Source organism: Magnetospirillum fulvum (assembly GCF_900108475.1).
Lineage (GTDB): Bacteria > Pseudomonadota > Alphaproteobacteria > Rhodospirillales > Magnetospirillaceae > Phaeospirillum > Phaeospirillum fulvum_A.
In genome coordinates, this window is sequence record NZ_FNWO01000018.1 from 1 (window position 1) to 11,983 (window position 11,983).

The window sequence follows — 11,983 nt, forward strand, 5'->3', positions numbered from 1 at the left end:
GCCGAAGCCAGCGCATGAAATATGTTCTGCCAGATGCCCTTGTCGCCCCAGCGGACGAAACGGTTATAGAGCGTCTTGCGCGGTCCATAAGCTGAAGGGGCATCGACCCAGCGACATCCTGATTTCAGGACATGGATGATCCCGCTGATGACACGCCGGTCATCTACCCGTGCCTTGCCCCGCGTATCGGTCGGAAGATGCGAGGCAAGCCGCACAAACTGCTCGTCCGTCAGCCAGAAAAGATGATCGTCCATTCAAGGGCTCCTTTAGGATTCCTTGAATCACAAAGCTTCTCCCAAGAAAACATTTTTATGGGTCCTGACCCTAGGAGACGTTCTTGAGCAACTCGCAGCTCACATCAACAGGCCCCTCGATGGCAATTTCCAGTTGATGCCGAATCTCCGTGTTTTCGTTGGTGACTGCCTTTACCTCATCAAGCCGATGCAGATGCGCTTCTGGCTACGCTCCACCGCGCTCGCCGATGCCGATGGAATAGCGCTCGACCTCCAGCAAGCCGCCGCCGTGCCACAACTGCGGAGTGCCGATTAATGCTGATCGGTGATATGCAGGATTGGGTCGATAGCTTCGTTTCGTTTGACGATCGTTTTCTAGAGAGGGTCGCAGCGGCGTGGCCAGTGTGCATGGCCGTTCTTCCTGAACAGCCCGGGGAAGATGAAATTACTATCAACCTCGTCTATCATCTCGCCAAGGACAAGGTCATCCGTCGGCTGTGTCATTGGGTTGAGTATCAATTCGAGCCGTTTGGCCTCGCTGCGGATGGATCGAAATACAGCAAAGGCATAATCGACATCGCCGTGCTCTTTGACTGGGAACGCGAGCGATATCTAGCCTATGAGTGCAAGCGGCTCAACGTGATCAACGGCGGAAGCCGCAGTTCCTTGGCCACCGTGTACGTCACCCAAGGCATGATGCGTTTTCTCACTGAGCAATATGCGGAGAATCTGCCTGTCGGCTGCATGCTGGGCTATGTGCTGGACGGGGACGTGCCCTTTGCCAAGGTGCGGCTTGCCGACGCCATCGGCAGTCATGCCCCTCTCGCGCTCACTGACGGGCCCACGCCGCTTGCCGCAATCGAAACAATTGAACGCTTCCGAACACGGCACAATCGCTCAGCCGGATCGGAGATCGAACTTCGCCACGCGCTATTTTCGAAGTCGCCAGCGGCAGCACCAAGCGGCTGATGGGCAGAGGAGACCTTGGGCGCTTGCCAAGGAACCGACAGCCGAAGACGGCTGATACCAAAGCCCGATGAGCAGGACTCACGTGGGAGGATTTCAGTCTGAAAGGACAAGCCTTTTCTCGGCACGTTTGTACGCCATTTCGGTCGGTCAGCCCCCAGGTTCGGGCGAATTGGCGCAACACGCGCGAAATGTCGGCTTCAGAGGGCGCCTCCCTTTGATCCATTGACCACCATGAGGCGCGAAGGGGCCGGTCCATACCGGCGGGATGGATCAGCCATTGTCGCGACCATTCAGGAGCCCCAGGAAGGCGCAGAACATGTCAGCCAGCGCATCGGCGTAAGCCGAGATTTCGGCGGGGGTGCGGGGCACGCTCGAAAACTGCTTTCCCACGGAACCCAACGTCATGGTGATCAGATCGCCAGCCAGAGCCCGCATGGACTCGGCGACCTCCGGCAACGCCTCGCGAAGAAACGTCTGGACCATCCGCTGTGCCGCCTCCCGCGTTTCCCGCGCTTCGGGCGCATCGCGATAAAGGGGAGCGGCATCGCTGAGGGCTTGGCGCGTCGCGGCCTCCTCGCATTCAGACCGGATGAAAGCGTGAACCAGGGTGCGCAGCCGCTCGGGCGGCGGTTTCTCCGCGTCTCCCAAAATGGTCTGCAACATTTCGGATGTCTGCCGCCACTCGTCGCTCTGAAGGCGAAACAGGATCGCCGCCTTGTTGGGGAAATATTGATAGAGCGAGCCGACGCTGACTCCCGCTTTCTCAGCCACCCGGGCGGTGGTGAAACGGTGAGCGCCATCCCTGGTCAAAACCTGAACCGCCGCCTCCAGGATGGCGGCGACCAAGTCGTTTGAGCGGGCCTGACGGGGCTGTTTTCGCTGGGTAATCAGAGGTTTTCGATGATCGGTCATGGGGCTTGGCCAATGCGAATCGGAAATATGACGCTTTAGTCGTATTTTCGATCCAGCGCAAGGATGCGCCAAACTTGGATCGGAGACCGACATGAAGAATACCCTGACCACCCCCCCGCTTGCCGCTTTGTTGGAGCGCCTGTTCGAAGATGCGGCAGCGATTTCGCCGCTCGCCGATCCGGCTCTGGCAAATGTTTCCGCCGAAGAACTGGCGCGATTGATGCAGAGCAGGACCGACTATGCCGACTTTTACACCCGGCTGAAGAACGCCCCCCTCGCCGTGTCGAAAGAGACCGGCCGGTTGCTGTACATCCTGGCGCGAAGCTGTGAGGCACGCAGCATCGTCGAGTTCGGCACCTCGTTCGGCCTATCGACCCTGCATCTGGCCGCAGCGCTGCGCGACAATGGCGGCGGCCATTTGATCACCACCGAGTTCGAACCCTCCAAGGCGGCGCGGGCACGGGCTCATCTGATCGCGGGCGGAGTGGCCGATCTGGTCGAGATCCGCGAAGGGGACGCCCTGCGGACCCTGGCCGAGGATCTGCCCGATCGCATCGACCTGCTGTTTCTGGATGGTGCCAAAGCCCTCTATCCCGACATTCTGCGCTTGGTGGAAAGCCGCCTGCGCCCGGGGGCGATGATTGTCGCCGACAACGCCGATCACAGCCCAGACTATCTCGCCCTGGTGCGGGCGCCCGACCATGGCTATCTGTCCACGCCGATCGGGGCCGATATCGAGCTGTCTCAGCGGATCGGCTGAGACTGAATAGCGTGCGATCACGGTGCCGCGCTTGCATTTCCTCGCCAAACGCCCATACTTTAAGTGCGTTTGGCGAGGAGGTTGTCATGAACACGGCGGGGCAAGCCTTTCAGGTGGTGGGAGGGTGCGAGGTTCTTGGCATCGAGATTTCCCACGGCATGGATCTGGTCCGGGCGGTGCGCCGAGGGTTTCCCGCCCAGGCTGTCCAACATCTTCTCGATAACGGTCGGCTCACCCTGGCCGAGCTCGACCATGTGGTGATGCCGCGCAAAACGTGGTCGAACCGCAAGCGCGCCGGCACCCTGACCTCCGAACAATCTGACCGCCTGATCCGGGTTGCCCGGGTGCTGGCCTTGGCCGAAGAGACCTTCGCCGATCGGTCCAAGGGTCACGACTGGCTCCGCCGGACGACAACAAGCTTGGGCGGCGAACGGCCGCTCGATCTCCTCGACACCGAAGAGGGCGCCCGCGAGGTCGAAACGATTCTCGGGCGGATCGCCCACGGCATTGCGGTCTGAATGGCTTGGCGCATCTGCAAACGCAACCATGCCGATCTCAGTGGTACAGGCGCTCGCCTGTATGGCGGCCGTTGGAATAGCCCCGGACGGGCGCTGGTTTATACCGCCGCGACGGCTGAACTGGCGGTTCTTGAAGTCCGTGTTCACCTCGATTTGACACCGGATTTGATACCAAACGATTTCGTGCTGATGGAGATCGATTTGACCGGTCTTCCTGTCGAAGGGATCGACTCTTTTCCGGCCGACCCCATGGCATTCGGTGACACATGGCTGGTCGAGGCCCGAACCCCGGTGTTGCGCGCGCCCTCGTTCATCGTCCCGGAGGCGAGCAATCTCCTGCTCAATCCAATCCACCCCCAAGCCAGCGCGGCACGGGTGGTCGGAATGCGTGATTTCAAATTCGATCCTCGTCTGTGGCTGCCGCTGTAGGGCGTGCAATGAATGCGTAACGTATGGTTTGGTAAATTTAGCCCACATTCGCTACGGGCACGATAAATCGAACTCCTCGGCGCGGCAGCCGAGGAGTTCTTTGATTGTTTATATTTCGGTATGCTCAGAGAGAACCAAAGCATCTTCCACATCGACCCCAAGGTACCGAACAGTGCTCTCGATCTTTGTATGCCCAAGTAAAATCTGAACAGCCCGCAGATTGCCGGTCTGCTTATAGATGAGAGACGCCTTGGTCCGACGTAACGAATGCGCCCCATATTCCTCGGGGCGCAACCCGATTCCAGTGACCCATTCGTCAACGAGACGAGCATACTGGCGGGTACTGATGTGTTCGGCATGATTAATGCGGCTCGGAAAGACGAAATCGTCAAGTGTGCCACCTCGACGTTCCAGCCATGCCAAGAGACTGCTGCGGGCGGGTTCAAGGAGTTCGAACTGAACGGGCCGCCCCGTTTTCTGCTGAACGACGATCGCTCGTGAGCGAATATGTCCCCCGCTGACAAGATCACCGATTTTAATTTTGACCACGTCGCATCCGCGAAGTTTACTGTCAATCGCCAAATCAAACATCGCACGATCACGCAGGCGACCCTCTCGGTCCAACCAGAACCGGATAGCCCAAACCTGCTGCGGCTTCAGTGGGCGCTTGGCACCAATTATTCGGCCTGCGTTCCACGGCCTCCGATCTTTTACGCCCAGATCATATTCTGAATGCCCCATAACAATTCTCCCTCTGGCAAACAGCGACAAGGGGGAATGGTAGGGCGAATTTTGGTTTATGCTGATGGCGATGGGCCAATAGCACACTGACATGCTTTAACGAAGTGAGTAGGGACGTTCAATTCGTTGGAAATAGGGTTATGGGTCGACTCAAATTGAATGCGCGCGAGGCGCGTCTGTTTTTCCTGAAAGCGAATGTGCACAGCAGCGGAAGGCTGATTGCGCGATAGCGGGAGACGCCTTTGAGATATCTGTTATAACATCTGTATCCCGTATAAAGTTCAGAGGCGCGACATCGGACCGTGCACCTGATATACCGATTTTATGGCAGACACGAGCAATCTCGTCCGGTATCGCAATGACGGTGACGACTTCCACATCCTGTGGACGGCCCGCCGGGCATTGAGGCTGCTTGATCCGACCTCGGATCTCATCGGGGTATCGGTCGAGGGTGTGTCCGAGCGCGAAGTCGATGGCAAGGAGCTTGCCGCCGGATTGCTGGTCGTCGATACCGCCGAGTATTATGGCTCGCAGGATATCCGTCAGGCCCGGCTGGTTGTCTACTGCCAGCTGAAATACTCAACCCAGGATTCTGCCACGCCCTGGCCGGTTTCCGGCCTGGCCGATACGCTGAAGGGCTTTGCTGAGAGCTTTCAAGAGAAGGCGTCCGAATTCGGCACGCCGGAAGTTCTGGGGAAAATCCGGTTCCAGTTCGTGACCAATCGCCCGATTTCCGCCAATGTACTTGCCGCGTTCGAGGCTTTGAGGCTTGGAACACGTCCTGACGGCCTCGGCAACGCGGTGCAGAAAGCCAGGGAGGCGCTGCTTAGGGAAACGGGCCTGTCAGTCGCCGAGTTCCAGGATTTCGCAAGCCTCGTTCAGTTCCTGGCGGAGCAGCCTGATCGCCGAAACCTCACCAACTTGTTGGCTTTAGACGCTAGGCGGGTGTCGCTCGACAGTGACGCGACCCTGCGGATGAAAGCCTTGGTCCAGGCGCACACCACCTCGGACAAGACTCGGGACAAGGTCATCGACCGGGAAAAGGTCCTGGTCGCCTTCGGCGTAACATCCGATGATCTTTTCCCGGCCCCGGCCAAACTTGAACCCGCCGAGTCCTCGTTTCAGCGTGCCCAAGAAAAGGATATCGCGGCCGCGATCCTTGGGGCGGGTTGGCCGGTCGTCATTCAGGCCCCGGGGGGTATCGGCAAGACCATCCTGGCGCAGCGCCTGGGCCACCACATGCCGCCCGGCTCCGAAACCATCCTGTTTGATGGTTTTGCCGCCGGAGACTACCGCAATCGTCGAAGCTACCGGCACAGTGCGGCCTGCGGAGTGCCCCAGATTGTCAACCAACTGGCTGCCAAAGGGCTGTGCGACCTTCTGTTGCCGCAAATTGGGCTGACGGCACAGACCTATCTCAAGGAATTATGGCGCAGGCTTGGGCAAGCCGCCGAAACCGTGCAAGCCCAGTCCCCCGATGCCGTGGTTTTGCTGATCATTGATGCCGCCGACAATTTGGGAATGGCGGCCGAAGACGCGAGCGAGAGCAGCTTCGCCGAGGCCTTATTGCAGGACGTGCCACCGCCTGGGTGCCACATCGTCGCCCTTGCCCGCCCTCATCGGGTCGAGAAATACCTGCGCCCAAGGGCGGAGGTCATCCACATCCACCTCCAGCCGTTTACCGTCGCGGAGAGCGGGGAGTTACTTCGGACAAAGTTTCCCGAGGCATCGGACGAGCAGGTCACCCCCTTCCACCATTTCACCGACTGCAATCCGCGCGTCCAAGCCAACGCCCTGCGTGTGGCAAGCGATCTGGCCGCTTTGTGCGAAAGCCTTGGGCCGACGGTAGAAACCGCCGAGACGCTGGTCAAAGGACAACTCGACTCCGCATTCTACAAAGTCCTGCGCGAACAGGCGGTGGGCGACGAACTCTATCGCCTGGGTGCCGCCCTCGCCATGTTACCGCCGCCCGTTCCGCTCACGACGTTGGCGCAGGCATCAGGACTTACGGAAGACGCAATCCGTAGCTTCGTCGCTGACTTCGCCAATGGACGTCCCATTCTAATCCGCAACGACGCGGTCCAATTCCAAGACGAACCGACGGAAACCTGGTTCAAAGACAAATTCGCTAATGCTACAGCGCATTGGGAGAATATGGCCGACCGGCTGGAGTCCTCTGCCGACACAGACGCCTACGTCGCTGCTATTCTGCCCATCGTCCTGCATCAGGCCGGTCGTCATGATCGGTTGATGGAGTTGGCCCTTGGTGACGCACCCCCCGAGGCGGCGGACCCGGTGGAGCGGCGGGCGATTGTCCTGCAGCGTGTAACCTACGGGCTCAGGGTTGCCGCTTCGCGCGGACGAACCACGGACACCGCCAAACTGCTGGTTCGAGCAGCCGAGGACGTTGCCGCAGATGTCCGGCAGGTCGCGTTTCTCAATCGTCATGCGGATATGATCGGCCATTTGGCCGCTCCCGAGGTTGTCACGGAGCATGTTTTCCGACGTCGCCCTTGGCGAGACAGTGGAAAGGCCTTCATCGCCTGCGCAGCCATGCTCTCGGCCAACCCATTGGGTTTGCCAGAAGCCAGACAATATTTCCGCCTCGCCATGCAATGGCTGAGAGATTGGGCCGCAGAGAGGCGGGCACACCCAGACGATCATTCTCGTGAAGGGCTAAGCCTGCGGCAGTCGCTCTCTATGCGGAGGTTTTTTCCAGACTGGAAGGGCCTAAAGAAATGGTGCGTTTCCTTGGCTGCTGGTCGGGGGGCATGCCGTTCCTGGCGGGGCGTGTTGTGGCAAGGTGGATGCTGGACAAAGGTGGCCAAGATATTCTTGAGGAGATACTTGCCGACGAAAGAGCCGCGCTTCTGGTCCGCCTGGCGGTCAACGAGGAACTGGTCGAGCGGTGCATCGTCCCGCCGACTGCATCAACGCTGTGTCTGCTGGAAGAGCTCCTCGTCGAGCCCACTCCCATCGAACTGCCTGAGCAGCTCGATGACAGCCCCTTTTTTCCTGCTATCGCGTCTGTTGCCGAAGCGGCGATGCGAGCCAAATGCCCGAGTGTCAGAATTCAGGAGCTATTGGCCCGTTACCCGGTGCCGCATGAACGGGCATACACCCATTACGATCCCGGAGATAAGCGAAACGCCCTTCTGCGGATGGCATCCATGGCGGCGATCATGGAAGGGCGTGAGCTCACCATAAAGGATGTTGTGCCCAGCCGTTTGCGCGACACTTGGGAGAAAAACAGTGGGCATGGGCGAGATGAGCGCGAGTTCTCAGATTATTATAGCAAGCTTATTCCCTGGCATATGACCCGAGCCCGAGCAATCGTGGGCAAGTCCGGTGCAACCGAAATCCCTATTGAGGCGTTCCAAGAGCAATACAAGGGTGTTGGTCCAGCTTGCTATTCGAATAATCGAGACATTGCCCTTCTGCGCATGGAGGCCCTGCTTTGGGCCGATGGAACCAACGGCTGCGCTGCAGATTTGGAAGATTGGGCAAAGACCGAACAATTGGCCTTCCCATGCGCGACCTGGACGAGTCTGGCGAGACTCGCCTCGTCACGGTCGGCTCTGACCGAATTCGCCCTTATGTGTGCGGGCCGTGCCCGCGAGGCGACGGCAAGCGAACGCCAGGACGCCGACCAAACTGCAGACGATTTTATGGCCATCGCCAGGGCAATCCTGCCCCTGGGGCCGACCGAGGCCGGCTATTACCTGCAAGAAGCCCTCGACCATGTGGGGCGGTTGGGCGACGAAATACACCCACACCTGGATACTCTGCTTACCCTGGCGGAATGTGCTGGAACCGGCAGATCTTCGGCACCAGAGGCGTATCGTTTGGCTCGGGCTGCCGAACTTCTGCATGCCTATAACGATCACAAATTCCCCTGGGAAAGGGTCACCACATCCGTTGCTCGACTGGATTTGCCCTCCGCCTTTACCGCAATCGCCCGTTGGGATGACCGGGGGGTCGAGGCCGTTCACTGGACGATATCGAGCCTTGCTCCGATGGCGATGCAGTTTGGCCGCCTTTCCCCTGAAGCCCTGATTGCGTTACATGCCTTTGGTGGATATTGGGGCAGCAAGGACCTTGCCAAGCAGTTGTTTGCCGGTTTGCCTAACAAGGCGCGGCGTCAGACCGCTCTCGACATCCTGGTGTCCGACCAGGAACTCGACCGGACGGCAGCGGGAATATCCTCCAAAGAGCTTCAGGCTGAAGCACGCCGCTACGGCTTGGTAAATGCGTACCTGGAGTCGCTTACGACCCTGGGGCAAGACTCGGACCGGGAAGATAAGAAAGCGGCAACATTTTCGGTCGTAGAGAAAGAGCTACCGGATTTGGACAAGCTACTGGAGGGCTTGGATCTGGGAGTTGCCGCCGACATCAACCAAGCGATATCCCGTTGGCGGGATGGTCGAGGCGGTATTGATATTGGTGACGTCTTTGCGACGATGAGGGAACGTGTTCCCCGAAACAAGCATACCGACCATATTGCGGCTTTGGCCAATAGCGACCTTGAATATGGCCGTTGGCTCATCGAGGCGCTGGAGGGGTGCTGGAAGGATTGGAGGTATGTCCCGAGTGTGCTAGCCGCGCTTCAAAAGGCGGTTAGAATCGTTGTGGATAAGAAAGCCGAGGACTTGCTTCCGTTCACGGGCTGGGATCAGGATGACATCGGGCGATGTGTCGTCGTGGGTGGGCAAAGTCGCCCCCAATTGATCCGGCTCATGACACATTCCATCTCCCAACGGGTGCGCGATATTTCTGCGCGCGAATTGTTTCGATTCGTGAATCTTCTCGCAAAAGAATCCCTCTCAAAAGATGAGTCCCTGAAGGTTCTGGCCTATGCCCTCGACCGGTTGGAAGGCGCTCTCCGTGATCAGGATGGCGATGGTCCCTGGTGCGAGGACCTTTCCCCTCCAGCTTCGGATGAGGAAGCCATTGCTGGATTCCTATACGCAATGCTGGCCTCGCCAGAGGCGGAAACCCGATGGCGGGCTGCCCATGCAGTGGTCCGATTAGGGCGCCTTGGCCAGTCTTCGCTGCTGGGTTCAGTGGTGAACCTCTTGCCCCGGACAGAACTATCCGCCTTCACCGGTGCCGGGCTGCCCTTCTATGCGCTTCATGCCCGATTGTGGCTCCTGATCGCCCTGGCACGGTTGGCGGTGGACACTCCTCAAGCCGTGATGCCCTATCGGGAAACGCTCATTTACTGGGCTTTGAACGCCGATGAGCCTCATGTCCTGATCCGCCATTTTGCCGCCCAAGCGGTTTTGGCCTTTGCGGTCCCGGAAGGGGCAGAACTGGACGACGACGTCATCAAGCGACTGAGCTCCATCAATTCTGGCGCCATGGAGCCGGTGGCGTCTGATCATAGGCACTACACCGGATATGATCTCCGACGAGGCCAAGGACGGAGTCTGATGCCCTATGAGTTCGACGGGAATTGGATTGCCCCACTGGGAAATGCCTTCGGCATTCATCCCGATGACGTGTCGGAGAGAGTTGAGAAATGGATCTGCGAACGCTGGGGTATTTCACTTCCAGACCACTATTTTGAGCCACGAAGCGGCAAGGAACGACGCCATGGCATCGGGCGGGAGCAGTTATCGACTTTCGATTCCTACCGTTTCTATGTGTGCTGGCACGCCCTGCTCTGCGCGGCGGGGGAACTGGTCCGGCAACTCCCTCCCGCACTCCGATACGAGGAGAATGGCTGGAAGGAATGGATCCGCCGCGTGGACCTGACGCGAGATGATGGTCGCTGGCTTTCCGACCGGCGGGATCCGGTGCCGCTCAACCTCGGCCCGGAAATGGGAGAGGTGGGCTACGACCGGGAAAAGAGGGAGATTTGGGCATATTCCATCGGGGCCGCTGACCTTGATGCCGTCCTGGGACTGAACGAAACGCCGACGGATGAACTGGTAGTGGAGGCCTCGTTGTTCCAAAGCCGATACGAAAATAACCAGCGCGTCCACGTCAGTTCGGCAATGGCGTCGCCCGCGACCAGCATGGCACTTCTCCGGACCTTACAGACGGCGGAGAATCCCTACGCCTTCAATCTGAATAATATCGACGAGGATAGAGACGAGGTTCCGGCCATCTTCAAGCTGAGAAACCTTGTCACCTCCGCGGAACGTGATCGGGGGCTGGATGGCTTAGACGTGTTCGCCGGAGAGGTTTCCTGGCCACCCCCGAAGCCGACACACGACATCCTGAAATTCTTCGAGTTGCGACCCGACAAGGATTGCCGGAATTGGTATCAGGGCACCAAGCCCGCCATGCGCTCGGAAATTTGGGGTGCCCGTGTGGATGAACGGCGCGGTGATTCGTCCAACAGCGGGCATCGTGTGTCGGTCACGACACCATTCCTGAAAGACATGCTTTCCGTTTTCGGCTGCGATCTGATCGTCGAGGTGGAGATTGAACGTGAATACGAAGACCAACCAGGACGGTACGATCACGAGCATATCGCCGATCGGTCCTACAACCGAATCTACCTCCTGCGAGGCGCAACCGGATGCCTCCATACCCTTCACGGATCTGTGCGACTTTGGCCGGAAGCTGATTGATGCGCTACAGTTGGAACCGACAGACACACTCGGCCGGTGGATGGCTCATTATCTTGCGGAACGTCTGTTGGATGCTGAACGAGCGGCAGGCCCGGAGAAGGCTAGCCTGGAGCGAGAGATCTTCGACCAGATTCTTCAACTCTGGAAGCACCGGGGAAACTGGCCGACACATCAACGCCCGTTTCGTGAAACGGATGACTTGGCCGACAAGCTGAGGACTTTCATCGACCGTTCGCGCCCCTGGTATTTCGCGCAAAATGCCAGGGCTTCAAATCACTTTCTCGAAGACTGGATTGATAAGGCGCGGGTACTCGACGTCGCAGCCCGCGATCTCATCGCTTGGTGCATGAATCATGCTGTCGCGGAGACTTCGGGCGACGATGCCGCGTGGGCTGACGATGACGTCGCCCAACAGCTTGATGACGGTGAGGACGCGCGACTGGCCAGGGTTCTGTATGCGGATATTAGCATTCTCTTCGAGGAAGATACGCCTCACCGGCGTGGCAACGAACTGATGCAGCTACAAAATCGAATCGACGCATTGCTGGAAGTCGTGAGCAGTATCCGCCAGGAACTCGACATCAAGATCGCCGCCGCCGTGAAAAGCGCAGAAGAGGAGCCGAACGACGGCGCTGGCTAAATCTCCTGCCTCAGCACTTCCTTCTTCGCCTCATTCTGACGGTCAGAAAATGGGGTGTTCAGAGGGCAGGACAACGTCGAGGAAAGCTATTGTCGTCGAATCGATGATCTGCGAGTTTTTTGGCGAAAAACAATGGTGTTAAGCGCAACTTTTAACGTCCGCTTTTGGATGCGGGCACTATGCGGTGGAATGGCCGGAAT

10 protein-coding genes are annotated in these 11,983 nt (G+C 58.7%); 7 read left to right on the top strand and 3 right to left on the bottom strand.

What is annotated here, in order from left to right; translation table 11 throughout:
• Window positions 1-254 (bottom strand): IS5/IS1182 family transposase (locus BLW40_RS15960; RefSeq protein WP_074768779.1); only part of this gene is annotated, 254 nt, incomplete at its 3' end.
• A gap of 22 nt (window positions 255-276) precedes the next feature.
• Here BLW40_RS15960 and BLW40_RS15965 point away from each other — a divergent pair.
• Both BLW40_RS15965 and BLW40_RS15970 read left to right on the top strand, forming a co-directional pair.
• Complete coding sequence (locus tag BLW40_RS15965; protein WP_211656791.1) at window positions 277-549, top strand: hypothetical protein; 273 nt, start codon at window positions 277-279, stop codon at window positions 547-549.
• Window positions 549-1,202 carry a hypothetical protein gene (locus BLW40_RS15970; RefSeq protein ID WP_074770351.1) on the top strand — a complete coding sequence of 218 codons (654 nt, stop codon included), beginning with the start codon at window positions 549-551 and terminating at the stop codon, window positions 1,200-1,202. Before BLW40_RS15965 ends, BLW40_RS15970 begins: the two co-directional genes overlap by 1 nt.
• Window positions 1,203-1,472: 270 nt before the next feature.
• Here BLW40_RS15970 and BLW40_RS15975 read toward each other — a convergent pair whose 3' ends face one another.
• On the bottom strand, window positions 1,473-2,207 hold the full coding sequence (locus tag BLW40_RS15975) for a TetR/AcrR family transcriptional regulator (protein ID WP_425283723.1): 735 nt from the start codon (window positions 2,205-2,207) through the stop codon (window positions 1,473-1,475).
• Between BLW40_RS15975 and BLW40_RS15980 the strand changes: the two genes are divergently transcribed.
• The 3 genes from BLW40_RS15980 (at window position 2,206) to BLW40_RS15990 (ending at window position 3,821) form a co-directional block, all read left to right on the top strand.
• The gene (locus tag BLW40_RS15980; protein ID WP_074770355.1) at window positions 2,206-2,874 is read left to right on the top strand and encodes an O-methyltransferase; all 669 of its coding nucleotides are present in this window, start codon (window positions 2,206-2,208) and stop codon (window positions 2,872-2,874) included. The two genes, BLW40_RS15975 and BLW40_RS15980, sit on opposite strands and share 2 nt — an antisense overlap.
• Before the next feature lie 86 nt (window positions 2,875-2,960).
• Window positions 2,961-3,392, top strand: coding sequence for a type II RES/Xre toxin-antitoxin system antitoxin (gene parS, locus BLW40_RS15985; RefSeq protein WP_074770357.1), 432 nt, complete (start codon window positions 2,961-2,963; stop codon window positions 3,390-3,392).
• Window positions 3,393-3,821, top strand: coding sequence for an RES family NAD+ phosphorylase (locus BLW40_RS15990; RefSeq protein ID WP_074770359.1), 429 nt, complete (start codon window positions 3,393-3,395; stop codon window positions 3,819-3,821).
• Between the two features lie 108 nt (window positions 3,822-3,929).
• On the opposite strand, the gene BLW40_RS15995 is transcribed toward BLW40_RS15990, so the two are convergent.
• On the bottom strand, window positions 3,930-4,562 hold the full coding sequence (locus BLW40_RS15995) for a tyrosine-type recombinase/integrase (protein ID WP_074770361.1): 633 nt from the start codon (window positions 4,560-4,562) through the stop codon (window positions 3,930-3,932).
• Window positions 4,563-7,369: 2,807 nt separating this feature from the next.
• Here BLW40_RS15995 and BLW40_RS18025 point away from each other — a divergent pair.
• Both BLW40_RS18025 and BLW40_RS16010 read left to right on the top strand, forming a co-directional pair.
• Window positions 7,370-11,143, top strand: coding sequence for a hypothetical protein (locus BLW40_RS18025; protein ID WP_244511231.1), 3,774 nt, complete (start codon window positions 7,370-7,372; stop codon window positions 11,141-11,143).
• Between the two features lie 40 nt (window positions 11,144-11,183).
• A complete protein-coding gene (locus BLW40_RS16010) occupies window positions 11,184-11,783 on the top strand; it encodes a hypothetical protein (protein WP_139305632.1) in 600 nt (199 codons plus the stop codon).
• Window positions 11,784-11,983: the final 200 nt, after the last annotated feature.